The sequence below is a fragment of the Bifidobacteriaceae bacterium genome, assembly GCA_031281585.1.
Classification (GTDB): Bacteria; Actinomycetota; Actinomycetes; order Actinomycetales; family WQXJ01; genus JAIRTF01.
In genome coordinates, this window is sequence record JAITFE010000109.1 from 1 (window position 1) to 26,204 (window position 26,204).

General features: G+C 66.8%; 14 protein-coding genes and 1 pseudogene. 14 read left to right on the forward strand and 1 reads right to left on the reverse strand.

Annotated features, from left to right (window positions below; translation table 11 throughout):
- Window positions 1-382 precede the first annotated feature (382 nt).
- The 14 genes and pseudogenes from LBC97_12190 to LBC97_12255 all read left to right on the forward strand — a co-directional run bounded on the left by LBC97_12190 (window position 383) and on the right by LBC97_12255 (window position 24,832).
- Window positions 383-1,672 (forward strand): ABC transporter substrate-binding protein, encoded by a 1,290-nt coding sequence (locus LBC97_12190; protein ID MDR2566785.1) that lies wholly within the window; start codon window positions 383-385, stop codon window positions 1,670-1,672.
- A 152-nt stretch (window positions 1,673-1,824) separates the two neighbouring features.
- Entirely contained in the window at window positions 1,825-3,888 is a 2,064-nt protein-coding gene (locus tag LBC97_12195; GenBank protein ID MDR2566786.1) for a hypothetical protein, read from the forward strand.
- Window positions 3,889-4,007: 119 nt separating this feature from the next.
- Window positions 4,008-4,829 (forward strand): sugar ABC transporter permease, encoded by an 822-nt coding sequence (locus LBC97_12200; protein MDR2566787.1) that lies wholly within the window; start codon window positions 4,008-4,010, stop codon window positions 4,827-4,829.
- Window positions 4,826-5,674 (forward strand): carbohydrate ABC transporter permease, encoded by an 849-nt coding sequence (locus LBC97_12205; GenBank protein MDR2566788.1) that lies wholly within the window; start codon window positions 4,826-4,828, stop codon window positions 5,672-5,674. Before LBC97_12200 ends, LBC97_12205 begins: the two co-directional genes overlap by 4 nt.
- Window positions 5,671-6,777, forward strand: a complete 1,107-nt coding sequence (locus LBC97_12210) for a substrate-binding domain-containing protein (GenBank protein MDR2566789.1) — start codon at window positions 5,671-5,673, stop codon at window positions 6,775-6,777. The genes LBC97_12205 and LBC97_12210 overlap by 4 nt, the downstream gene beginning before the upstream one ends.
- Complete coding sequence (locus LBC97_12215; GenBank protein ID MDR2566790.1) at window positions 6,774-11,030, forward strand: FIVAR domain-containing protein; 4,257 nt, start codon at window positions 6,774-6,776, stop codon at window positions 11,028-11,030. Before LBC97_12210 ends, LBC97_12215 begins: the two co-directional genes overlap by 4 nt.
- 450 nt (window positions 11,031-11,480) lie before the next feature.
- A complete protein-coding gene (locus tag LBC97_12220) occupies window positions 11,481-12,167 on the forward strand; it encodes a sugar transferase (protein MDR2566791.1) in 687 nt (228 codons plus the stop codon).
- A complete protein-coding gene (locus LBC97_12225; GenBank protein MDR2566792.1) occupies window positions 12,164-15,367 on the forward strand; it encodes a glycosyltransferase in 3,204 nt (1,067 codons plus the stop codon). The genes LBC97_12220 and LBC97_12225 overlap by 4 nt, the downstream gene beginning before the upstream one ends.
- The gene (locus tag LBC97_12230) at window positions 15,364-16,446 is read left to right on the forward strand and encodes a polysaccharide pyruvyl transferase family protein (protein ID MDR2566793.1); all 1,083 of its coding nucleotides are present in this window, start codon (window positions 15,364-15,366) and stop codon (window positions 16,444-16,446) included. The genes LBC97_12225 and LBC97_12230 overlap by 4 nt, the downstream gene beginning before the upstream one ends.
- The gene (locus LBC97_12235) at window positions 16,428-17,579 is read left to right on the forward strand and encodes a glycosyltransferase (protein ID MDR2566794.1); all 1,152 of its coding nucleotides are present in this window, start codon (window positions 16,428-16,430) and stop codon (window positions 17,577-17,579) included. The genes LBC97_12230 and LBC97_12235 overlap by 19 nt, the downstream gene beginning before the upstream one ends.
- The gene (locus LBC97_12240) at window positions 17,576-18,622 is read left to right on the forward strand and encodes a glycosyltransferase family 4 protein (protein ID MDR2566795.1); all 1,047 of its coding nucleotides are present in this window, start codon (window positions 17,576-17,578) and stop codon (window positions 18,620-18,622) included. Before LBC97_12235 ends, LBC97_12240 begins: the two co-directional genes overlap by 4 nt.
- A gap of 9 nt (window positions 18,623-18,631) precedes the next feature.
- Window positions 18,632-19,990: a polysaccharide biosynthesis tyrosine autokinase gene (locus tag LBC97_12245; GenBank protein ID MDR2566796.1), complete on the forward strand. Its 1,359-nt coding sequence runs from the start codon at window positions 18,632-18,634 to the stop codon at window positions 19,988-19,990.
- Between the two features lie 1,313 nt (window positions 19,991-21,303).
- Window positions 21,304-22,014: pseudogene (locus LBC97_12250) on the forward strand (glycosyltransferase).
- A gap of 370 nt (window positions 22,015-22,384) precedes the next feature.
- A complete protein-coding gene (locus tag LBC97_12255) occupies window positions 22,385-24,832 on the forward strand; it encodes a polysaccharide pyruvyl transferase family protein (protein ID MDR2566797.1) in 2,448 nt (815 codons plus the stop codon).
- Window positions 24,833-25,085: 253 nt separating this feature from the next.
- On the opposite strand, the gene LBC97_12260 is transcribed toward LBC97_12255, so the two are convergent.
- Window positions 25,086-25,532, reverse strand: a complete 447-nt coding sequence (locus LBC97_12260) for a hypothetical protein (protein MDR2566798.1) — start codon at window positions 25,530-25,532, stop codon at window positions 25,086-25,088.
- Window positions 25,533-26,204 lie beyond the last annotated feature (672 nt).

Consider the following 26,204-nt stretch of genomic DNA (forward strand, 5'->3'; position numbering starts at 1 on the left):
ACGAACCCGTCCGGCCAGCGCAGCCAGTCCAAGTAGTCCAGGCAGTCCGCGTCAGTGGCGAACCACGCGCGCAGATGCTCCAAACGCTCCGGGTAATCGACGCCAGCGACCGGGTTGTCAAGCATGAGCCCAACATAGGCCTGACCTCCGACATCGCTGGGCAGTCATCTGGATACCCCTTGCATTTGACCGCTCAATACTTGTTGGTGTAGCGTCGGTGGCGGCGGGCTTGGGCATGGGGGTACGCGACCATTTGAGCGCTCAAATGGCGTTGAGTGTCGCCTCCGAGCGAAGCCACGGCGGCATGGGTGCCGTCCGGTGTTGTTAGCGGATCATACGAACGACGGTCGTTCGCGCAGGTCTAAGACAAAGGAGTTAAGAAATGAGAAAGACAACAATCGCAGCCGGCCTGGCAGCGTTGCTGGCCGTGGCTCTGACAGCTTGCTCGTCGGGCGGTTCACCGGCCTCGACGAGTGGCGAGCCGAGTGGCGGATCAAGCAATCAGGCGTCCGCTCTGGGGCGGGGGCCGATCACGTATGCTCAGGGCAAGGATGTGACCGGCAAGCTTCAGGCGATCATTGATGAGTTCAACGCGGCGCATCCCGACGAAAAGGTCACGTTCGTGGAATTGCCCGAAAAGGCTGATGACCAGCGCTCGGCATTGGTGCAGGACTTCCAAGCTGGCGCAGGTACCTACGACGTCGCCGGGTTGGACGTCACTTGGACGGCGGAGTTCGCTGCTCGTGACTGGCTGCTGCCTTTGGACGATGTTGACACGACGGGCTTGTTCGCGTCGACGGTGGCTTCCGGCACCTACAACGACACGCTGTATGCGGCACCGTACAAGACCAACATTGCGTTCTTGTTCTACCGTTCGGACTTGGTCGAGAAAGCACCGATCACTTGGGATGAGCTGATCAAGGATTGCGAAATAGCCAGGACGAACAATATGGGCTGCTACGCCGGTCAGTACGCCCAGTACGAGGGGCTGACGGTCAACTTCTCCGAAGCCGTAAACTCGGCGGGTGGCGCGCTTCTAGACGCACAAGGCAACGCCTCGGTCAACACCTCGGAGGCACAGGCCGGCCTAGCCTTCCTCATCAACGGGTTCAAGGACGGTTACATTCCCGAAGAGGCCATTACCTACCAGGAGGAGGAATCGCGGCGGGCATTCCAGGCTGGCGAGTTGCTCTTCCTGCGGAACTGGCCGTACGTGTACAACTTGGCCGAGGCCGAAGGCGAGGACTCGGTAATCCAGGGCAAGTTCAGCATCGCCACTATTCCGGGCGGCTCTGGCCTGGGTGCCTCGACTCTGGGAGGTTACAACCTCGCGATCTCCAAGGCCACCAAGAATCCGGCGACTGCGCAGGACTTCATCAACTACATGCTTACCGAGAGTGTCCAGAAGCGGGTCATCACAGAGATGGGCGAGCCGCCGGTTCGCGAGTCGTTGTACGACGACGCCGAACTCCGGGGCCAGATTCCGTACTTTGCTGCCATGAAGGAGGCTCTTGCTAACGCGGTCTCGCGTCCTTTGGCGGTTTCGTACACGGAGTTTAGTGAGGTGATTAGCACCAGCATCTACAAGGCGCTGCAGGATAAGGCGGACCCGAAGACAGTGCTGGACGATCTGCAGACCAAGCTGCAGAAGGTCATCGACGCCAGCAAGTGATTGTCCGATTGTCCGGGGATCCGACCGCAAAGAAGAGAGATGAGTGCCCGATGACATTACGGATGCCCGCCGCAGAATCTTGTGCTCGTGACGGGGCGGACGGGTCGTTGTCGGGTGCCGCTCATCGGTTGGATCCCTGGACTGTGACTCAGATGGAGTGGGGGTCCGCCACGAACAAGGCATGGGAGGGCCTTTTGGCACAGGGGAATGGCTATCTTCACGTGCGCGGCAGTTTCGAAGAAGGGCTTGCCTCTGACCTGCAGAATGTCCGGTACGAGCGGCGGCAGGAGTCGGTCACGGTAGAGACCCAAGCGCACCCGGTTTCCCGGCAGGGAGTGTACGTTCCCATCATTTTGGGTTATCACCCCGTGCTGAGGCAGGTCGTTCTCAACCTGCCTTGGTTCCTTGGGGTCCGTGTCGCTGCTGACGGTGAGGTCTTCGACATGGGCACCTCCAGTGTGTCGAAATTCGAGCGACAACTCGATTGGCGAGTTGGGCTGCTGAGTCGGAAAGTGACCTGGGAGACAATGTCGGGATGCGTGATTGACCTTGTCTGGGAACGGTTCGCCAGCAAGGCGAACCGGCATCTGTTCGTGCAGCGCGTTCGGGCCGAGATTCGTTCCGGTTCGCCCGTTCTGGCTTGGGAGACCGGCATCGATGCTGATGTGGTCACCAACGGGCACTACCATTTCACAGCCGAAGAATTGGACGCGGACGGGACGCTGTTGTCGTGCAACGTGGCCACCGATCTGGGCGATCGGGTCGCTCTAGTGTCGCGTGTCGTCTTCGATACCCCGACCACCGCCTGCCCAAGCGCTGGCGTGACGGGAAAGTCAGCTACGCTGACATGGTCTGATGAGGCAGGGCCGGGGCAGGTCTTCGGATTCACGAAGGTGACCGCCGTCGCAACCAGTAGGGATGCGCAATTCGACCTGGGCGCAGGTGGCTCGTGTGTGGATAGAGCGGTGCGCGAGCTGGGACGGGCCTGCGAAGCGGGGTGGAGCCGTCTGTTGGCCAAGTCGGGCGAGCGATGGATGGAGGCATGGGCCGCCGACAGGGCGGACGGGGCGGTGGCGGTGGACGTGCCGCACCTTAGGTGGGCGACCTATCACATGCTGCGCTGCACGCCGGCTTTCCCGGGAGCTACGCAGATCTGTCCCAAAGGTTTCGCCGGCGAGGCGTACTACGGCCGCTATTTCTGGGACACGGAGATTTACCTATTGCCGTTTTATATTGCCACCGATCCTGCCGCGGCCCGTGGGCTGTTGGAATACCGCTACCGCACACTGGACGGTGCCAGGGCGAACGCAGCCGTGTACCACTGTGGTGGCGCCAAGTACGCGTGGCAATCTGGCTTGGATGGCACCGAGCAATGCGCGCTTTGGGAATATGCCGACCTGGAACTTCACATTACTGCAGACATTGCTTATGCGATCGTACGTTACGTTGAATCGACCGCCGACTTGGACTTCATGTGGACCTGCGGGCTGGAGATCCTGATCGAGACAGCGCGCTACTGGGTCGACCGGGCTGACTGGGACAACCTGGGCGCGGCGCATTTGATCAACATCATGGGACCTGACGAGTACTCGCCCATGACCCGTGACAACGCCTTCACCAACCGGATGGTGAGGTTCAATCTGGAGCAGGCCGTCGCGTGGGCGTACAGGCTGATGGCTGCTGACGAAACGGCGTGGGCGATGCTCGAAGCGAAACTCGAGGTTGGCCTGGACGAACTCGGCGAGTTCGAACGGTTGGCCGGGGCGTTGCCGATCCCATACGACGAGAGGCTTGAGCTAACACTGCAAGCGGCCGACTTCGAGGAGTACGCGGAGATCGACATTGACGGATTGTGGCGGGACCGCACCAGGGCGTTTGGGTGGCACGTGACTCAGGAGAAACTGTATCGGTCCCGCTGCCTGAAGCAGGCCGATGTCATCTTGCTCATGTCGCTCTTTCCGGATGAGTTCACTGATCGCCAGGTGCGTGCAGCATACACGTACTACAAGCCGTACTGTGTTCACGACTCGTCGTTGTCTCCGGCAGCTCATGTGATGGTGGCGCGCAGGCTGGGCTTGGACGAAGATGTGCGCAGCCTCGTTGCCGATATGCTCGCGGTCGACTTCGACCCCGATAGGGGCGGTGCGGCGGAGGGCATGCACATCGCCAACTGCGCCTGCATCTGGCAGTTGGCGGACAGCGAGGTGAGGCCATGACTGGCGCGACCAAGTCAAAGACAGCGAAGGGCCTCCGACAGCGCGCTCGTCTTCTCGGAAAGAGCGGAGCGCCTGGCGAAGGCCGGACGGCCGCCTGGCTCGTCGCGCCGACCCTTGTGGTGCTCGCGGCTGTAATCGGGTACCCGGTGGTGCAAGCCGTCTGGCGGTCATTCTTCTCCGACCCGGTGGCCAAAACCCCCGAGTTTGTTGGCCTGGACAACTACGTGAAGGTCTTGGCCGGGGACCTCTCGGAGCAATTCTGGGCCTCGATCCACACGACACTCTTCTTTTCCATAGCCTCAGTGACGCTTGAGGTGCTAATCGGCCTGGCGATGGCGCTGGTCATGAACCGCGCGTTCCGAGGACGCGCGATCGTGCGTGCCTCGATTCTGGTGCCGTGGGCCATACCGACCGCTGTGGCGGCCGTCATGTGGAAGTGGGTTTTCAACGTGGGGGGAGTGGCCAATAGCTTATTGGGGGCGTCGATTTTGTGGACCGGTGCCGAATGGCCGGCCAAGACGGCCATCATAATCGCGGACGTTTGGAAAACGGCGCCCTTCATCGGCCTTCTCACCTTGGCCGGACTACAGGCTATCCCGGCCGACCTGTACGAAGCGGCGAGAGTGGACGGGGCGGGACCGGTTCGGAGTTTCTTCTCCATCACTCTGCCGCTCGTCCGGCCTGCTTTGGTCGTCGCTGTGTTGTTCCGACTGCTCGACGTCCTGCGGATCTACGACCTTCCGCAGATCTTCACGAACGGGTCCAACAACACCATGACTCTTTCGATACTGGTGGTGCGCCAGTCCATCGGAGCGCTCAAGGCTGGAGTGGGGTCGGCCCTTTCGACCCTCACCTTTCTCATCATCTTCGCGATAGCCATCGCCTACATACGCATGCTAGGCGCCAATGTGATGGCTGGTCGCGACGGGAGCGAGTCATGAGGCGGCCCCGTGCCGCTCGTCGGTGGCTGCCTGCGATTTGGTTCGCCGCGGGCATTGTGATGCTGGTCGCTTTTTGTCTGGCACCGTTCTACTGGATGGTCGTATCGGCGCTCAAGCCACCGACGGCGCTGTTCAACAACGACTTGTGGCCCAGCACCATGTCGCTCGAATCACTGCGCGCAGTCTTCAGCGAGAAAAACAGCTTTGGGCGCGCTCTTGGCAACTCGACCATTGTGGCGGGCATCACGACCGCATTTTCCATGCTGGTCGGTGTGTTTGCCGCTTACGCAGTCACACGGTTGCGGTTCCGGGGCCGCACCGCCGTGCTCGGCGTCATTTTGGCCGCGTCGATGTTCCCCGGCGTGGCGATTCTCACGCCTGTGTACCAACTCTTCGCTGGCTGGGGATGGATCAACACGTACCAGGCCATGATCATCCCCGACGTTTCGTTCGCCCTGCCCCTGGGAATCTGGACGTTAACGACCTTCTTCCGCCAGATGCCTTGGGAACTCGAGCAGGCTGCGCTGATCGACGGCTGTACCCGTGGGGAGGCTTTCCGGAAGATCATCATCCCGCTCGCCGCGCCAGGAGTCTTCACCACAGCGATTCTCGTGTTCATCGCCGCCTGGAATGAGTACCTGATCGCCTCCAACGTCTCAATCAGGCCTGACGTCAATCCGGTCACAGTCGCTATCGCCAAATTCACAGGCGAGTCCACGTTCCAGCAGCCATTCGGGACTCAGATGGCGGCGGGCGTTGTAGCGACGATCCCGCTCGTTATCGTTGTCCTGATATTCCAACGCCGCATCATCGCCGGCCTAACATCGGGCGGAGTGAAGTCATGAAGCACAACCGGGCGACCATCTACTCTGTCGCTGAGGTGGCGGGTGTGTCCCGCCAGACTGTGTCCAACGTATTGAACCATCCCGAGCGAGTCAGCCCGGACCTGCAGAAATCGGTGCAGGAAGCCATCCGCGATACCGGGTACCGGCCCTCGGCGAGCGCTCGAGCCCTCGCGTTGGCTCGTGCCGGGCTTGTCGCTTTCCGCGTTGGAGACGGCAAGCACAACGAAGTGTCGATCCTCGACCCTTTCATGCGCGAGGTGGCCCGCATCGGCTCCACGTATGGCTACCGACTGGTGCTGGACTACGTGCCAGACAACGACAAGTCGCAGATCGCCAGCTATGAGGGCTTGGCCGCCGGCCACACCGTCGACGCCGTGATCATCGCAGAGACACACCCCGACGACCAGCGTCCACAATGGCTGATCGATCACGCCATCCCGTTCGTCGCCTTCGGCCGACCGTGGGGAAACATGGACGCTCGCCACTCATGGGTTGACGTCGACGTCGGTACCGGCGTTCGACTAGCGGTCAATCACCTGGCCGCAAGAGGACACCAACGCATCGCCTACGCTGGGTCGAGTCCGGACAACGGGCGGCGCCAGGAACGCTGGTCCGGATGGTACGACGCGATGGCCGGGCTCTTCGGACCCGGTGAGACGACCCGGCCATCGCAATGGGAGAGCCTGGCGCTACGTTGCGACCTAACCCGACTTGACGCCGCTCTAGGCAAGTTCCTTGCGGAACAGAAGCCAACGGCCATCGTGTGTCAAGACGACGAGTTCGGCCATGCCGTCATGCTCGAAGCCGTGCGTCAGGGGCTCATCCCAGGCCGGGATGTGGCTGTGGTCGGTTTCGACGATTCCGTGTTGGCGCGCACTGCGCGACCGACGATGTCATCCGTGGCGCAACCACTGACCAAAGTCGTGGAACTAGTGTGGCAATCTCTGATCGACCAGATCGAAAGACCTGGCACTCCGCCCATTCACGCACTCGTCTGCCCCACCCTTATAACCCGCGAGTCGTCGGACTTTCAATTGACGCATCAAATCTGGGGGCAGCCATCGAGCTCCTCCGACCGAGAGAACAAGGAGAAACAGCAATGAAGCTGACGAAGAAAAACAGGGCTCGGGCGATCGCGGCAGCGGTCACCGGACTGGCCCTGGCCGTGTCCGGAGGGTGGTTAGGGCCCAACGATTTCCTACCTGGTGCAGAAGCCGCGGTGGACGGCAGTTCGGCGTTGCGCCGGCCGATCGACAACGAGAATCCACTCTTCATGCCGGCATGCGCGATCGACTATCAGGAGGGCGATAATGTCACCGATTGCTGGCATGCAATTCCGCAAGACCTTCGGGAAAGCGGAATTGTTGGTCTGGAGTTGGTGCCGGCCGACGGCTGGGCAACGGGGAGAGCGGAAGACATCGCAGAGTTCCAAGACAAGGAGAAGAACTATCAGCGGCTGGATAGCTGGCTGGATGAATACGAGGCATTGCCGGATCACACTTACGCGATTTACCAGATTTCGTGGGGTCCAAACTACTTGATGACAGAGGCTCGGATCGAGCAGATCTACCAAGATCACCCATCGTTCATCGGAGTGGCGTTCACCGAGCCGCACTACCGGACGAGTGTCGCCGCTCGGGGTGCTGAGATGGACGCGCAACTCCAACTGGCTCATAAGTATGGTGGATATGAGTTTATCGATCCCATCCCTCTGCGCTCGTCTATGGGGGCGATGGCGTACTACAATTGGGAAAGGCTTTGGGTGACGTCGGGGCGTTATCCGGAGAACCTTGTGGTATCCCGCAAACAGACCGGCTCGGGCTCCTTCTTGGAAGGCGAGTCTGACAATCTCGGCCTGTGGCTATCCGGCCACGCAGGCAACTATGGGAGCCATCCCGACACGTACGGATGGTGCGATAGTAAGCGGGGGGTCATTTTTGGCCCGAGGACCGGGGGCTGCGGCGACTTCGCGACGGGTGCCCTTGGCAGCCCTGAGGTGCAAACCGGGTACGTGGTGTTGCAAGCGCTGATGGCGGGAGCGACTGTCTTCACCAACTTTGAGTTCCCCGTCTACAGTTTCCAGACATGGGGCGAGGCAACCCCGTTGGCGAAGAATGTGCTCTTCCCCATAATCCGCAAGCTGGCCGCCGGGGAGATCAGAATCCCATCGAGAGATGAGGTAGCCGCAGCATCCAAGGTGGGGCTGATCACCAGCTCCGCCACTTCAACATCGGTGACGGCCGACCCGCTGGGCCTGTACCGGGCGGCGGTCGATAGCTGGACCCACTCCACCGGCAGGTACCACAGTGTGCCGATCATGCCGCCGAACACCCAGTTGAATAGGGCGTCGTCGGCGATGCCGCTCACCTTGACGGGGGCCGAGTGGAATGAGGCATTCTCTACCATGGCGGAACTCAAGGCGTGGATGGACGACAACTTTCCGGCTGAGTACTCTGGCTCGCTATATGCCGAACGGATGGGCAACCAGTGGTTAGCCTACAACTCGCAGATGGACGTTGAAACGAACCAGAGCGCCCTGATTCCCTTCCAGTACAACAGCGCCGACTCGATGACGCTGACATTCCCGGCCAATACGCTTGGTGTGATCACCGAAGAGGCAGAACACTTAGACGTGTACCTGTCGAACTATGTCAGCGATCACGCCTACCTGTGGGATCACCAAGACACGATTCGCCAGGTCCCGGGAATTCAGTGGAAAGAACAATCATTCACCGACTACATGCGGGACATTGTTATTCCAAACACCGTGGACGCGGAGCTTCGCAGTGCGACTATCCGGATCGACGGTGCTGCGGAGAAACCCACCTTTGCCATCACTGATATTGGCTACAAGGACAACGAGCACGACAGGAGCCGAACCGTATACGAAGCGCCCATCGAGACCTACGTCGGCGGCATCTGGACGCTGTCGGTCAACTACAATGGCGCGCTGGACATCTCCATCGATGCAAAGGGGGGGACCGCCAAGACAGGACCGGCGGAGCCGGCACCGCCGACTGCGCTGCCCGTCAAGTCAGAAGCTCCCCCCACGCAAATCGACTTGACAAATACTTACACTCAAAACAGCAGCTTCGGCCTGGCTTCCGACGCGGAGAAGCGTTTCCAGACATTTACTGCCAACAGCTACCCCAAGCTCAAAGGCATTGACGTGAAGATGACCAAAGATCCGGGAAACAGGATCTCCATCGTGCCTGACCTAGTCGTTGGTCTGTATGCTACTGATTCGAATGTGTTGCCAACCGGAGCCGCGCTTGCCTCGTCCACTATTCCGGCAGCAGAAGTCGACAAGGGGTCTGTGTTACACATCGACTGGTCCAGTCTGGAAATCGCCCTGACGCCAGGCGCCCACTACGCGATAGTGGCTTCCACACCCACACTCGGCGGCTCCTACTACGGCTGGCATAACAATGTGACAACCGTAGCGTCGGCAACTGGCGAAAAGTCCGGAAAGTGGTACAACAACGGTTGGGTGAATGAGCGCTATCCGGCAAACGTCTCATACAAGATGGATGACAACTACTTGATGGTTTACATGGATGGTAGCCCGCGCGAGTTCTTGGAAGCGCTTTACGAAGCGAAAAAGGACATCGCACAGGGAACGGGACTGGACAGCTACCTGGACGAGTCCTGGCAAGAATTCCAGGCCGCATTGGCTCAGGCGCTTCAGACGATCAACGATTTGGAAGCGACGGACAATGAAATCGGGCAGGCAACAACGCGCCTGCAGAACGCGGTGGATGGTCTGCGGCATTACAACGCTGACCCGTTGATCGATCTGTCCTTCGGTGATTCAGGTTCGGTCCCCGTCGGATTTGGATCGGATGGTTCCAAAGACAGCGTCGAGGAACGGCGTGCGCAGACTTTCACTGCCAACTGGAACCCTTGGCTGGACTCGGTCAGCGTGAAGCTCCGAAAGCTGAGTGCTGACACGACAGGTGATGTGCTGGTGTCCCTATACGGGACAGACGGCGATGGCAAGCCGACCGGGGCGGCATTGGCAACCGCGACAGTCCCTGGGAACTTGATCACCACGACAATGGCAGAGTACATCGTCGATCTGGGTTACCGGGGCCTTCAAACCGGGGCTCGCTACGCCATCGTAGTTGCGCAAGATCCGGTGGCTCCCTACCCGAACAACTATCAATGGTGGATGTCATCAACGGCTAAGCCGAGCAACACCACCGGGGAGTGGTCCTGGGTGGACCTAATGGGGGTGGCCTGGAGGGAGGAATCGCGGTCGGCTTGGCTGAAAGTAAACACGTCTGGGTACGGCCAGACCTACAAGGCGGATCTGCAGGCCGCGGTGGATTATGCGTCGGCTTTGGCTGAGGCGGACTATTCGACCGTTTCGTGGGCCGTCTTGGAGGCGGCGCTGGAGGCCGGGCAGGTGGCGTTGGAAAACCCGGATGCGACCCAGGAGGCGGTGGACGAGGCAGAGCAGGCGCTGTTGGACGCTATCGATGGTCTGGTGGCACTGCCCAAGCCCCCGCCGGTGGTTTCGGGCGTGTTGGTGTCTGGCGACGTGAAGGTGAACGGGGTGTTGTCGGTGGAGGCGGTGGTTGAGCCGTCGGATGCGGTGTTGTCGTATCAGTGGTTCGCGGACGGGGAGCCGATCGCCGCCGCGACAGATGATGAATACCGGTTGGGTATGGCTGACATGTGCCGTTCGGTCAGCGTGGTGGTGACGGCGACGTCGGCTGGTGGTTCTGATTCGGCGTCGGGTTCGGCTTCTGGAGTGTTGCGGTTCTCCGACACGTCGGCGTCGCATGCGGGTTACGCCCCGATTTGCTGGTTGGCGCGGGAAGGCGTCTCGATTGGGACGGCGGCGGCGGATGGGACTGTGAAGTTCCAGCCGCATGGGTATGTGTACCGGTACGCGTTGGGGCAGTTCTTGTACCGGTTGGCTGGTTCCCCGGCGTATGAACCGCCGGCTGGGTCTGCGGTGGCTGATATCGCGCCGTCGAGCGAGTTTTACAAGGCGGTGACCTGGGCTGCGGAGAATGGGTTGTTCGCGAGTTCGGTGAATGGTCAGGGGAAGCTGGTGACGTCGGCTTCGGCTGTGGTGACACGGGGGGAGTTCGCGTCGGTTTTCGCTGAGTTCGGGAAGAAGTTCGGCAACGCGAAGGGGTTGACGTATTATGACGCGCCTTCGGGGGTGGTGGTTCCGGGGGTGGCGGCCGACAGCCCGTATTACGCGGGTGCGGCTTGGCTGCTTCACGCGGGGATCACCAGGCCGGACGCGTCGGGGTATAACCCGGGGGCGTATCTGCAAAGGTGGGAGTTCGCCACCTTCGCGTTGCGCCACAACCAACTGAACCCCTCCCCCGCCGGATAACCCGGCAGGGCGGGTGAACAAAGGGGGCCGTCCACGGGCCGTTGACACAGCACGGGACGGCCCCCAAGCCGCAGTTGATGGGTGTGTGGAGCGGGCCCATGTGGGCGCGCACAGCGTAGTAATCAGTACGCAGATCGTAGTTTTGTGCATTTAGGCTCCGTGTGGCGCTGCGCGAGACTTGCGGGGAACGAGAGGTAGGCGCTGGTCGCCTGGCCCAAGGGAAAGGACTACGGAGCCCGATCTGCGGCCAACTGCCAGGCCGACCGCCCAAGCCTCGCGGTTGGACCGGCCACCACGTAGCGGAGGGATATGAGACTGGGCGGTTGGCGAGGCACCTCCAGCCCAGGGGGTGCCGGGCGCCGTGATTTAGGCGCCGGCCCTTGGCGGACCATGGGTCGGCTGCCCGCAGCGACGCGGGCGGCCGTCGGAGATTCGAGGGGAGCATGTTCGGTGTCGGCAACGCAGTGGGGTGATCTGACCGCCCAGTCCCCGCCCTTTCGGGCGGCGGGCGGGGCACGTCCCGGCAGGCGCGGCTCGTGGTGGGTGGCGAAGCGGGCCTTTGACGTGGCGTTTTCTTTGGCGGCGCTTGCCTTCTTGGCACCGCTGTGGGCCTTGATCGCGGCTGCGGTCAGGCTGGGCGATTCGGGGCCGGTGTTTTACCGACAAGAACGCGTGGGCTTGGGCGGCCGCCCGTTCACCCTGCTCAAGTTCAGGACCATGGCGGTGGGGGCGGACGCCCTGGTGGACGGGCTGATCGCGGAGCGGGCCTGCGCCGCGGTGTTTTTCAAGGTGCCGGGCGACCAGCGTGTGACACGGGTGGGCCGGGTGCTGCGCCGCTGGTCTTTGGATGAGACGCCGCAGTTCTGGAACGTCCTGCGGGGCGAGATGAGCGTGGTGGGCCCCAGGCCGCAGGTCGCACGGGAGGTGGCCGAGTACGCGCCGGAGCACTTCAAACGGCTCGACGTCAGGCCCGGGATCACCGGGCTCTGGCAGGTCAGCGGGCGGAACTCGCTCACGGTGGCGGAAAGCCTGCGTCTGGACCTGGAGTACGTGTGCGGGTTCGGGCCGCTCGCGGACCTGCGGGTGCTGGTTCGCACGGTCCCGGCGATAGCGCGCAGCGCGGCGGAGGACTGGTGACGGAGGCACACGGGCAGCCGCTGGTAAGCGTGGTCATCCCGGTTTACAACGTCCGCGACTACGTGTGGGCATGCCTTCAGTCGGTGCTGGCGCAGACGCACCGGCATCTGGATGTGGTCGTGGTGGACGACGGGTCGACGGACGGCAGCGGCGAGATCGCCAGGCGGGCGGCCGCCTCCGACCCGAGGGTCAGGCTGGTGCGGACCGAAAACCAAGGTTTGGGGCAGGCGCGCAACGAAGGTCTGGCGGTGGCACGGGGCGAATGGGTGGCGTTCGTCGACTCCGACGACTGGGTCGCGCCCCGGTTCGTTGAGACTCTGCTAGCCGTCGCGACCTCGTTCGGTACGCAGATAGCGCAGTGCGGCTTGGCGAGGGTGCCGGTCTGCGGAGGCGTCAACGCGGACGGGGAAGCCGTGGCGCTGGGGGCTCCAGTGTGCGAGGACGCCGAGGCGGCGGTCCGTCGCCTCCTGCTTGGGGCGGAGGCGGCCGTGGTGGCTTGGACAAAGCTGTACCGTCGAAGCCTGTTCGGGGGCGGCTTTCTGTTCCCCAAGGGGCGCCTGTTCGAGGATTGTTTCCTGGTCCCCCGGCTGCTCCACGCCGCGGGCCGGGTGGCGACCACGACTGAGGTGCTGTACTTCTACCGGCGGCGGACCGGCAGCATCATGGAACGGCCAATCGACCAGGCGGCGGTGCGGGACTCGTTGGCGATGGTCGCGGAAGTCGGCGCCTTCGTGAGAAGGGCGTGGCCTTGCCTCGCCGAGGAGGCGTTGGTGTTCGAGGCGGTAACCAGGGTGCGGCTGCTGGTGCGGATGTGCCGCCAACGTGAGCAGCCTGGCTGGTGGGACGCGGTGGCCCCATGGCTGGTGGAGCGGTGGCGGTTGATTTGCTGCTCGCGGCTGGCTCCCCGTGTCTTGCGTGCCAGAACTGCGCTGCTGGCCGCCAGCGAGACGGCCTTCCGGGTCGCCACACGGGGAGTGCGGAGCCGCCTCCCGGTCTGGATGGGAGGCCGCGCACTCCACCGCGCAAACCCGGCGAAGCCGCCGCCCGCGGCCGCCGCGCTGGACGCGGGGTGGCCGCTGGTGTCCGTAGTGATCCCGCTGTTCAACTGCCGGGAGCACGTGGGACGGTGCGTGCGGTCGGTGCTGGCCCAATCGCATCCCCGGCTAGATGTGGTGGTGGTGGACGACGGCTCGACGGACGGCGGCGGCCCAGCTGCGCTGGAAGCCGCCGGCGGGGACGGCCGGATCAGGCTGATCTCCAACGAGAACCGCGGTCCTGCGGCGGCCCGCAACGAGGGCCTGGCGGCCGCACGGGGTGAATGGGTGGTGTTCGTGGACGCGGACGACTGGGTCGCGCCGGATTTCGTGGAGACGCTGTTAGGGCGGGCGCTCGAGGCGGGGGCGGACATGGCGGCGTGCGGCTTGGTCAGGGTGGGCCCGGACGGCTTCGGCGAGTTGCCCGTCACCCGCCGCTCGGACGTGGCGACCACAGGGGAGGAGGCGCTGCGGAGCTTCTTGACGGGTGGCCCGGCGCAGTTGTTCGCGCATTCGAAGATCTTCCGGATGACGCTGTTCGCCGGCGGCGTCCGCTTCCCCGACGGGAGGCTGTGCGAGGACGCCGCCACGGTGTGGCGGCTGGCCTGGCGCGCGGGCGCGGTGGCGTATCTTCCGCAATGCCTGTACTTCTACCGGCAGCGGCCGGGGAGCCTGATGCGGCGGCCTGTCGATCCGGCGGCGGGGCGCGACGCGCTGGCCATGCTGCGGGAACTGTCCTCGTTCGTCCGGGTGGACTGCCCCGGATTGCGGGACGACTTGGTCGGCTTCCAAGTCGCCCAGCGTATGCACCTGTTGTACCGGTTGGCGCGGCAGGGCGGGGCGTTGGAAGCCTTTTTCCCCATCGCCGGCCCTCTGCGGCGCAACGCCAGGTTCGTCTGGGCGAGTCGGCGGGTGGCGTGGAAGGAGAAGCTGCTGGTGGCGGCGTTGGTGGCCAACCCCAAGGCGTTCCAGCTGGCCACGCGGGGGATCCGGGGGCCGCTGCGGGCCATGGCGGAGCGGGTCCGCGGGCGAGGGCGCGGCCAGGATGGCGGTACCGCGCCCAACGCCACGCCCCGCAACGCGGCAAGGCGTCGCGAACGGCACGCCGCAGCCGCAGGGCGGCCCCAAACCAGCCTCCCAGTTGGGGACCGCGTCCCGGACACGGGCGACGGCTGCGGGAATCTGGTGTCTGTGGTGGTCCCCGTCTACAACGAGGAACGCCACTTGGGCGAATGCCTCCGGTCGGTGCTGGCGCAGACCCACCAGCGGCTGGAGGTCATCGTGGTCGACGACGGGTCAAAGGACGCCAGCGCCGAAGTCGCCGCCGCGGCGGCGGCGTGCGACGACCGTGTTCGTCTTGTACGGACGCCAAACCGGGGGCCGGCGGCGGCGCTGAACGAGGGCCTGGCGGCGGCGCGTGGCGAGTGGGTGATGTTCGCGGGCGCCGACGACTGGCTGGCGCCCAACGCCGTGGAGGCGCTGGCGGCGGCAGCCCGTCGGCACGGCGCGCAGATCGCGGTCGGCGGGCGCTGGGACGTCGCGGACGGCCGGCCGCGGCCGCGTCCCATCGCCCCTGGCGATTTGGGAGTCTGCTCTTCCCAGGAGGCGGTGCGGCGCGCGTTGACGGGCGGCGGCGGCGACCTGTCGGTCTGCGCCAAGATTTACCAACTGGCCTTGTTCCGCGAGAGCGGAATCGGGTTCCCGGTCGGCAGGCTGTATGAGGACGTGGCCGTCTCCTACCGCCTGCTGGCGGCGGCCCGCGCGGTCGCGTACGTGCCTGACCTGGTGTATTACTACCGCCAGCGGCCGGGCTCCATCACCTGGCGGCCGGTGGGGCGGTTGGACGTGGACAGCTACCGGGCGCTGTTCGCCGAGTTGGACGCGTTCCGCTTCGGCTCGGAGGCGGCGTTGGGCGCGGAATTGGGCGCGGAGCGCGAGCGTTTCCAGGCGGCCGCGCGGCTGCACCTGTTGTACCGGATGGCCCGCCACGGCGGGGACCTCGCGTTCTGGGACGAGGCCGCGGACTGGCTGGTCCTGAACCGGCGCTCATTGAGCCGCAACCCGCTGATCGGCTGGCGGACCCGCGCGATGCTCGCCCTGATCGCGGCGAGCCCGCCGCTGGCCCGCGCGGCGGTGCGCGTCTCGCCCAGGATGAGGCGCCGATGAGCGCAGACGGAACAAGGGGCGCGGGCACGGCCCGGGCGCTGGTCTTGCACGCCTACAGCGCGGGCAACCAGGGCGACGGTCTGCTGCTGGCTGAGGCGGCGGCCTTGGCGCGGGAGGTCTTGGGCGGCGGCGCGGAAGTGGTGGTAGCGGCGTCGGACCCGGCATCGTTCGCGGGATTGGGCCTGCGCGTGGTGGACTCCCGGCCATCCTGGCACGGCTGGGATCCTGGATACCGGCGCGTCTTGGCGGGGATCGGGGAGTTCGACCTGGTGCTGGGCGTGGGCGGCGGGTACCTGCGGTTCGGAACCGTCCGGGAGGCGCTGGTCAGCGCGTTGGTGCAGGTCCCGCAACTGCGGGCGGCGGCGCGGCGCGGGCGGGGCGTGGTCTACCTGCCGCAGTCGGTCGGGCCGTGCCGGTTCGGCTGGCGCCGGCCGGTGGCGGGCTGGCTGGGCCGGGTGGACCGCGTGTTCGCCCGCGACGGCCGGACCCAGGCGGAACTCGCGGGGGTCGGTGCTCGGCGCTGCCCGGACATGGGGTTGCTCGCCCCGGGCTGGCGCGATTCGCGGCCGGGGCCGCTTGCGCAAGTGCCCGTCTTGTCCGTGAGGGCCCTGCGCGGCGCGGTGCCCGCGCCGGTCAGGCAACTGGCCGCCGAATTGGGGGAGTGCGACGGGTTCGTTCAGTCTGCGGTGCGGCGCAACGACGACCGAGCGGCGGCTGAATCCATGCTCCCCAGGCACCTGCTGTCACGGGACGAGCTGACAGGCGACGGCCCGGCCAGCGTGGTGGTCGCGATGCGCCTGCACGCGGCTGTCGCGGCGCTCGGCGCGGGCCACTTCGCCGTGCACCTGGCCTATGAGCGGAAGGGCTTCGGCGCGTTCGAGGACCTGGGCTTGGAGGATTGGGTTTTCCCGGCCCGTCGTTTCGACGTAGACCGGGTCGTGGAGAGGGTCCGGGGGTTGTTGGCGGACGATGCCGTCCGCGCGGCCTACACAAGTAAGGTCGCCCAGGCCCGCGCCCGGTTCGCTAAGGCGCGTGCCGAACTGGTGGAGGAGGTTCGCGAATGCGTTCGGACGGGCTGAAAGGCGCCTCGGTGCTGCACGTCAGCCAGCCTTCGGACGGCGGGGTGGCGGCCGTGGTGCGGGGTCTAGCGTCTTACCAGGCGGGCCTGGGGCTGCGGGTGGCGGTGGCCTGCGACCCGGCGGGGGACCTGGGGCTGGCTTTGGCGGGCGCCGGAGTCGAGGTTCGCCCGTGGCGGGCGGTCCGCTCGCCCGTCGCCGGAATGGGGCGCGAGGCGGTGGCGCTGGGGCACGTCGTCGCGGATTTCCGGCCCGACGTGGTGCACTTGCACGCCGCGAAGGCGGGTCTGGCCGGCCGACTGGCGGTGCGGGGCCGCGTCCGAACGGTCTTCGAGCCGCACGGCTGGTCTTGGTGGGCGGTGGAAGGACCGGCTGCCTTCGCGGCCAAGGCCTGGGAGCGGGCGGCTTTGTGCTGGACGCACCAGGTGGTGTGCCTCAGCCGGGAGGAGGCGTTGGCGCTGCCCCCCTGCTGGGACCGCCTCGCCATGGCCCGCAACGGAGTCGACTTGGACCACTGGTCGCCCCGTCCGCAGGCGGCGGCCAGGCGGCGGCTCGGTTTGCCGCCCGATGCCGTGTTGCTCGTTTGCGTCGCCCGCCTCTGTCGCCAAAAGGGCCAGGACTTGCTGGTGGAGGCGTTTTCCCGGCTTGTCGGCGACGGGTTGGCCGCGAGCCTGGCGCTGGTCGGCGATGGGCCGCTGCTCGGCCAGACCAGGCGGTTGGCGGGCCGCTTGCCGGTGGTTTTCCCCGGCGCGGTCGAAGACCCCCGCGACTGGTACGCGGCCGCAGACGTGGTCGTCTTGCCGTCCCGTTGGGAGGCGGCGGCCCTGGCAGCGTTGGAGGCGGCCGCGATGGGGCGCCCGGTGGTCGCCACCGCCGTGGGCGACGTCAAAGAGTGCCCCGCCCTGGGGGCGAGGCCCGCGCCGGGCGACCCGGCGGCCCTGGCCGAAGCGCTGGGCGCCTTGCTGGCCAACCCCGCCGCCCGCAGTCAGGCCGCCGCCGAAGGGCGCCGCTGGGCGCTCGACCGCCACGCCGACGCCTGGGCGCACGCCCGGCTCACCGAGATCGCGATCGGCCAGGCGGGCATGACGCCGGTCTTGGCGGATGGCGGGCCTGGGGCGGTGGCCTCATGGCCGTGAGCAAGGTGTGGTTGCCGGGGCGGCTGCTGAACCGGCATGTTGGCGGGAACACCACCTACGCCCGCGCGCTGGCGTCTTCGCTGGCCGAGGAGGGTGTGGCCGTGGGCCGGCTCCCGGCGGGCCGCACCCGGGCGGGGACCGCCTGGGCTGAGACGAGGGCCGGTCTGGCGCGGCGGGGCCCGGGCGAGGTGCTGCACTACACGTCCGACACGGGTCCGCTGCTCCGGCCGGCGGCGGCGGCGGTGGTGACCGTCCACGGGGTCGCCTCCCGCTGGGTCCGGGTGGCGCGGACCCCCGCGCAAGAGGCGGTGTGGCGCGGGCGCGTGCGGCGGGCGGTCGCGACTTGCGACGAATTGATCACAGACTCCCAGTCAAGCGCGGCGGACGTGGTGGCGGTGTTCGGCGCGGATCTGGCGGCGATCCACGTGATCCCGTTGGGGGTGGACCACGGCCTCTACCGGCCGGGCCCGGTTGACCAGGACGCTTTGGCGCGGCTTGGGGCGCCCAGGGGGGAATACTTGCTGTACGTGGGGAACATCGAGCCCAGAAAGAACCTTGTGGAACTGGTCGCGGCGGTCTCAGACCCGCGTCTGCCGCCGCTGGTGGTGGCCGGCCGGCCGGCCTGGAACGCGGCGCCGTCCATGGAGGCGATTCTGGGCAGCGGCAGAGTCACCTATGTCGGATTCGTCTCAGAGGCCGACAAGGTGGCGTTGACGCGCGGCGCGGCGGCGCTGGTTTTCCCAAGCTTGTACGAGGGCTTCGGGCTGCCTGTGCTGGAGGCTTTGGCCTGTGGGACGCCTGTGGTGTGCAGCGACAGGGGCTCCCTGGCGGAGGTGGCGGGGCCGGCGTGGCGCCTCGACGGCGTGGATCGCGCCGCGATCCGGGATGGGCTGGAGCGGGCGTTGGCGGATTCGGCTTGGTTGGCGCACGTCCGCTCCGATGGCCCAGCGTGGGCTGCGGGGTTCTCCTGGCGGGAGACGACGCGGGCGCATTTGCGGGTATACGAGGACGCTCTCGCCGTGCGTGAGTGGCGAACGGATTGAGAGCGAGTGATGGAGCTAGCTGATTATGTGGCTGTGGCCGCCGCGCGGTGGCGGAGCATTCTGGCGGTGCTGCTGGCCGGTTTGCTGGTGGCGGCCTGGATGGTGTGGCGCACGCCGGTCGAGTACAAAGCGACCACCAACGTGCTGCTGTCTCCGGTGAGCGGCGAGACGGCGGGCGAGTTGACCTCCGGCACGACTTTCGCCGAGAGCCAGGCCAACTCGTTCGCGGTGATAGCGGTCAGCCAACTGGTGCTGGAACCCGCAATGAAGGACTTGGGACTGGAGGGGTCGGCCGAGTCGTTCCGGGGGCGGGTCTCCGCCAGGGTGCTGTCCAAGACCACAATCATCGCTGTGACCGTGTCCGCGGGGACGCCCGAGGGGGCCGCCGAGGCGGCGGACGCGGTGGCGCGTCAACTGGTGGCGGCGGTAGGTGACATGATGCCGGGGGGCGAGCAGTTGGTGCGGGCGCGGCTCGTGGCGCCCGCTATGCTGCCCGGCGCGCCGTCGGCGCCAGCCTGGAAACGGATTCTGGCGCTCGGCGCGATCATCGGCTTGGGCTGCGGATATGTCCAGGCGCTCATCCGCGCGGCGATCGGACGCCGCGTCCGCGTGTCGAAAGACGTCGAGTTGGTGACCAGCGCCCCGGTCATCGGCATGGTCCGGTTCGACCCGGACACCGGCCCGGTGCCCGTGACCCTGGCGGACCCGGAGTCGCGGCGGTCCAGGGACTACCGGGCGGCTGCTGCGAACCTGCGTTTCTTGGATTTCGGCGGCGAGAAGCTCGCGGTCGTGTTCACCTCCGCGGTGGCCGGCGAGGGCAAGACCACCATGGTCCTGAACCTGGGGGCGCTGCTGGCCCGCGCGGGGGCCAAGACGCTGCTGGTGGACGGCGACCTGCGCAACCCGGGCCTGGCCCGCGGGTTCGGCTGGGACAACTCGGTCGGCCTGACCACGGCCGCGACCGGCGGCGCCAGCCTGGACAGCGCGATCAGGCGCACGGGGCAGCCGGGCCTGGACGTGCTTCCGGCGGGGCCCGCGCCGCCCGACCCGGCCGCGCTCCTCGCCAGCCCCGGAATGGGCAAAGTGTTCTACGAGTTGGCGGAACGCTACGACTACGTCTTAGTGGACTCGCGCAGCCTGTCCGGCCACCCGGATGCGGCGCTGCTGGTTAAGCTGGTCGGCCAGGCGATCCTGGTGGTCCGGGCCGGCCAGACCACCCTGTCGCAGGCCAGCCGGGCGGTGGCCGCGGTCGAAGCCGTGTTCGGGCAGGTCTGCGGCGTGATGCTGAACCGCGTCCGCCAGGGCAGCGGGTCCTCAGAGCTTTTCCCGCCGCCGCCCGGCCCGCTCGGCGACAACGCGGGCCGGTGACCTTGCCTCGCGGGGCGGATGCGGGAGGTCGCGGGCTTCGACTTGCCGCGCCTCCGGCGACCTCTCCATTCGGGGCGGGCGCGGGGGAGCGCATCTTGCACCTGCGCGTGCCATGGTGGGCCCACCCGGCGTGGGCGTTGCTCGTCCTGACCGGAGGGACCGGGCTGATGGCCGTCCTGCTGCCCGACTCGGTGTACCGGGAGCAATGGGGCACACCCAAGCACCTGGACGCCAACTTGTCCCAAGTGTTGGCGTTGCTATTCGCGGTGTGCCTGGTGGCCGTGATCCTGGCGGCCTTGCCGACAAGCGGGGCCCGCGCCGCGACCATCGCTTTTTCGCCACGCCAAGTGGCCTACTTGCGTCGCGCCAGCCGCCTTTTGCTGGGCCTGGCCTGGATGGGCTACGGCCTGTGGATTGGGGTCGCCGTCCTGGGCGGAGTGGGCATGGCGGATCTCGAGGCGGTGCTCGCACGGGAGGGGGGCGCGATCGGGGAGTTGAAGGCCATGGCCCGGCCCGTCGCCGGGTTGACCACGTTCACCCAACTGGGGCCCTTGGCCGTGGCCTTGGGCGCGATCCTGCGGCGGCTCGGAGCGGGTGGCCGCGCCTACTGGTCGCTGTTCGGCCTGGCGGCGTTCCGTACCCTGTTCTACGCGGAGAGGCTCGCCCTCATGGAGGTTGCGGTGCCCGCCCTCATCGTGGCGGCCGTCACCGCCGTCCCCGTCAAGCGGGCGGGGGCAAGACTGCTAGTCCAGGCCGCTCCCGCGCTGGCCGGCCCCGCAGTCTGGTTGCTGTTCGCGGCTTCCGAATACACCCGGAGCTGGGTTTTCCGGCAGGAGACCTCCTCAATGCCCTTTGCGTCATGGGTTTCGCTGCGGTTCGTGGGCTACTACACCACCGCCTTCGACAACAGCGCCATGTACGCCGCCAGTTTCCCAACCGGCGAGGCGCCGCCCGCCGCCGTCTTGTCCTTCTTATTCAACGCGCCGCTGGTCGGTTCGGCGATTGGCCCCGGCATTGTCGACGGTAGGCCGTCGTCCGAATGGTGGTGGAACACCAGACACCAATTCGGGAACCTCGAGTTCACCAACACGGGGTCTTTCCTGTGCAGCTTCGGGGAATTGGGCATGATGGGCGCGCTGGTCTACTGGGCCGTGTTCGGCCTGGTGGTCGGGAGGCTCTACAACGCCCTGCGCCGCGGCGGGCCGGTCGCCCTGCCAGCCTATGCGTGCCTGTTTGTCGCCATCCTCGAACTGCCCCGCATGATGTACGTCGCGGAGGGCCGCGCCTTCCCGCTGATAGCGGCGCTCCTGCTAATGGCGGCCACCTATCCCAGAACAGTCCCCGCCTGGGGGTTGATAGCCGCGCCCCAGGTCCCCGCCCGCCGCCGCCCAACCCCGGGTTCCCGGGCGCTCCAAGGGGCGGCCGCCGCGCGTCGCCAGCAGGCAGCCCTCTCCGCAGCGCCCGGCGATTTGGCGGGCCCGTCCGACCCGCCCCGCCAACTGGCAGACCCATCCGCCGGGCCGGGCGAGCCGCCGGGCGGGCCAAGAGTCCTGGTGGTAATCCCAACGCTGGGGACCCGCTCCGCGATCGCCGCCGTGTTCGAAGGCCTGGCCCGGCAGACTCTGCCGCCGGTCCAGGTGGTGGTCGCATTGCAAGGCGACCCGGCGTTGGTGCAGGCCGCCGCCGCCCGATTCGACGACTTGCCCGTCGGCATCGTCCGCTGTACCAGGGGGATCTCCGCGGCCCGGAACCGGGGCGTTGGGGCCGCGACCCCGGACTGGGACGCGGTGACGTTCCCGGACGACGACTCGTGGCACGCCCCCGAGGCGCTGGAGCGGGCCTGGGCCGCGCTGGAGCCCGGCGGGGTGGTGGTCGGCAGCCTCCGGTCGGCGGACGGCGGCTCCCGGTGGCGCATAGCGGAACGGCCCCGGCCGCTCGGCCGGAGAACGGTGTGGACCCACGCCTCCGAGGCGGGCATGGTGATAAGCCGCGAGGCGTGGACGCGGGTGGGCGGGTTTGACGAGACCCTCGGCGTGGGGGCCGCCACCCCCTGGCAGTCCGGTGAGGGCACCGACTGGCTCCTGCGGGCGCTCGCGGCCGGCGTCCGCCCCGAACATCGCCCCGAGGTCGTGTTGTTCGAGGGCGCGGCCGAGCCGTCCGACCTCGCCCTGGCGGTGGAGCGGGCAACCCGTTACGCCCGCGGCACCGGCCGGGTCCACCGGCTGCGGCTCGGCCCGCTGGGGTGGGCGGCCTTGATCGCCCGAAGTACCGCCAGGGCGCTGATCGCCGCCGTGGCCGGCTCGGGCCGGGACCGCAAGATGGCCTGGGGGGTGTTGCGGGGCCGCCTGCAGGGCCTGGCCGCGCCGCCGCCCCAAGCGCGCCACGGGCGGCGTGATGGGTAGGGGGGCGCGCCTGGCGCGGGCCACGGTCATGATTGGCGCTGGAAGCTTCGCCTCCCGCGCGGTCAACCTTGCCATGCTGCCGGTCTACACCCGGTTCCTGAGCCCCGGCGAATACGGTGCTGCGGACCTGGTCGCCACCATCGCGGCGCTGGCGGGGCCCTTGTTGACGGTCGACGTCGCCTCCGCTTTGTTCCGGTTCCTGGTGGACGCCCGCGAAGACCCGGCCAGGCAGCGCGCGCTGGTCTCAACCGCTCTGATCGCGGCGGCGGCGGCCACCGTGCCCGTCTGCGTCATCGGCGGGGCGGTGGGGGCGCTGCTCGGGTGGCGGGTCGCGCCGCTCTGCGCGGCCTACTTGTTGGCGGCAACCGCGTCGGGACTGGCCACGCAGGCGGCGCGTGGCCTGGGCAAGACCGCGGCGTTCGCGTTCTCGGGCCTTGCGGGCGCGGTCGCAGCAGTGGCGGTCAACCTTTGGCTTGTTGTGGGCTTTCGGCTGGGGCTGGAGGGCATGCTGGTGGGCATGACGGCCGCCGCCGTCGTGGCCGCGATCGTCACGGGGTCGCGGTTGCCGCTGCGCTCTTTGATCTCGTGGCGGGCCGGCGACCGCCGGTTGTGGCGCGCCATGGCCGCGTTCTCAGGCCCGCTGGTGGTCTCCTCCGTGGCGTGGTGGGCCATCACGCTGTCCGACAGGACCGTCGTGGCGGTCGCCCTGGGCGTGTCCGCCGCCGGGATCCTGGGAGTAGCCAACCGGTTTGCGCTGGTGCTCGACCTGCTTTGCGCGGTGTTCGCGCTGGCCTGGGCCGAATCCGCCGCCGAGCAAATCGCGGCCAAAGACCGCGACGTCTTCTTCAACCGGGTGCTGGACCATGCGATCCGCGGTTTCGGGGGCGCGCTGATGGTGGTCATGATGGGGGCCGCCGTCGTCTTCCCCCTGTTGGCCGGCCCCGAGTTCGCGGCCGCCAGGGCCTATGTGCCGCCGCTCCTGGCTGGCGCGTTCCTCCACGGCATCGCCAATATCCCCTCCGGGGTGTACACGGCCACGCGGCTGACCGGGCGCGCTATGAAAACCTCGATCATCGCCGGGGCCGTCAACCTGGCCGTCAACCTCGCGCTGGTCTGGGTGATCGGGATCTGGGCGGCCGCCGCCTCCACCATCGCGGCCTTCGCGGTCATGATCGCGATCCGATTCAAAGACCTCCGGCCGATCGTCGCGCTGCGCGTCCGCCCCGCCACGGCCTGGCCGCTGGCGGCCGCTTGCGCGGCTGTGGGTTGTTGCTACTACCTGCCGGGCGTCGGTTGGACTGCGGCCGGCTGCGCCGTCGCGGCCGCGGTCGCCGCCTGGCTGAACCGCAACCTGGCCGCCCGTGCCCGCGCCGCCCTCGGGCGGCACGCCCCCGCCTGGTCGCGCCGCGCCAAGCGCCGCGCCGAACGCGGAGCCTTCCGGGCCTCGTTGACGGTCCGCCGGGCGTGGGCCAGGCGAGGCGGCGGCCGCTGTGTCCTCCTGCTCGGCACCCCAACCCATGGGAACTTGGGAGACCACGCCATTGTCCTCGCTGTCAGACACCTCCTCGCGGACGGCGGATTCCGCGGCAGAGTGATTGAAATAGCAGACCGCGCCTACCACCGCCACGCCGCCTGCATCCAAGCGCACGCCGCCCCCGACGACCTGGTGGCCATCCACGGCGGCGGGAACCTCGGAACCGTCTGGCCACTCGAAGACGACAAGATCACCGACATCATCCAACGCTTCAAGGACCACCACATCCTGGTGTTCCCCGAAACCTGCCACTACGACCAAGGGCCAGACGCGGAGCAAAGGCTCCGCCGCAACCAAGCCGCCTACCAGGCCGCCCGCCGCCTCACCCTCATGCTCCGCGACCGCGCCTCCCTCGACTTCGCGCGCCGCCACTTCCCAACCGCGCAGACCACCTTGGTCCCAGACTCCGTGCTATCCACACACAACGCGCCCACCAGCCGCCGCCGAAGCGGGGTGCTCGTCTGCCTGAGAACCGACCGGGAACAAGCGAACCGGGGGCTCCAAGCGGCGGCCGCCCGCATCCTCGAGCTCAAACAACTGCCCAGCCAGACCATTGACACCGTCATTCCCGGCAACCTCAGCCGCCGGGAGCGGCGCCGCGCGGTGCGCCGCATATGGCGGCGATTCGCCCGCTCCGAACTCGTCATCACCGACCGCCTCCACGGCATGGTCTTCGCCGCCATCACCGCCACACCCTGTGCCGCGTTCGACAACACCACCGGCAAAGTCAAGGGCACCTACGCCTTCCTCCGCCACCTCCACTACATCCGCTTCCTGGACGATCCGCAAGACCTGGATCGCGTGATCGATCAGCTAATCGGAGCCCCAGCGGCCTACCGTTTCGACTACCCGGCCGTTCCGCTGCCGCCGGCGAAGCACCCTTTGCTCCCAACGCGCGCTCCCTGACCGGCGCAGACCCGGCAAACTGCGGACTTGACGGGTCCCCTTCTCTGCGGGGGCGGCATCGTCCTCGGTCGAGGGATAGGTGCACCCGCAGCGCCGCGTCCACGCGGGCCAACCGCGCGGGACCGACCAGGCCCACGATTTGTCGACGGTCACGTTATTGAGCCGGGGTCTGTCACGAACCTGTGCATACGAACTACGCTGCCAGCACGCCTACCAGCAGCCCGGCGCTCGGGCGCCGCCGAGGTTCTTCCGCTCATGCGTTTTCCACCAAATCTCCGACCAGGCCTCGGAACCATATCCGTCCCGGCTCGTAAGTATCACCAACCGTGACAACCATAAACAGCCCTTGCTTGAGCAGTTTGTAGAGATCCGGGATGTGCCACAACGGCGAGTTCCCGGGGACCCCACGGTCAACCCACACAATCAATCGAGGATCGGCGGGGTGGACGGACCGGAAGCCTTTTTCCCCCCGGAGCACCAAAACGTCTGTGCCCACGACCAGCGCCCAATAGTTTGCCGCGCCCAAGTTGCCGCCGCCCAAGTTGCCGCCGCCCATGGCGACGACGACTACGCCGCGCTCGACGTCGACCGCCGCCCGGTCACCGAACATCGCGGGGCCATCGGCCCACGGATTCTTGAGGCCCAGGCCGGCGAGTGCCTCCTGTTCCTCGCGGGTTAGTTCCCGATAGACGAGGCTCATCGCCAGATCCTTTCGCCAGTCAACCCTTTACTCTTACCCGTGCAGACGGCTCCACGAACGGGGAAAGATTTGCCGCCCGTGTTGATCGTTACGGTGTTCATGCCGCCTCCAAGTGCCTTCCGAAATCGCCGTGAAAATGCAAATTCAACTGTCCTGGACGGCACACCACAATGCGCCGATTTCCTTCGCGGCGAACGCGTCCCGCAACAGCCGGTAAATCCCGTGCTCGCGCCAAAGCGGCGAGTCTGGCGGCCACGCCGAATCCAACCGCTGGGTCTCTACGAACAGTCCCCAGATCGTCTGCCCCCGTGCCCCGCGGGCGATCGCCTTCGAGGTGGATCCTGTGGCCTCCCATAAGGAAAACCCAAAACACATGCCTCTCGAACGCCCCGCCGCCCAGGGGGACCAACATCGCGCCGGCCTCGTCATCAATTGCGGCCGCCGACGCTCGCGCCGGCCCATTTCCCCACGGGTTGCCCAAACCCAGCGAATCGAACCACACCTGCTCATCCGGCGTGAACTGTCTAAACACAAAGCTCAATGAATGCTCCTCCTCCTGACTCGTGCCACTGTTTGGGGTGATGTGGTGGCTGGGGCTTTGGCCTGGGGTTTCGTGGGGTGTGCGACGGGGATTGGGCACTAATTATCTGCGCGGTAGCCTGGCTGGGTGGG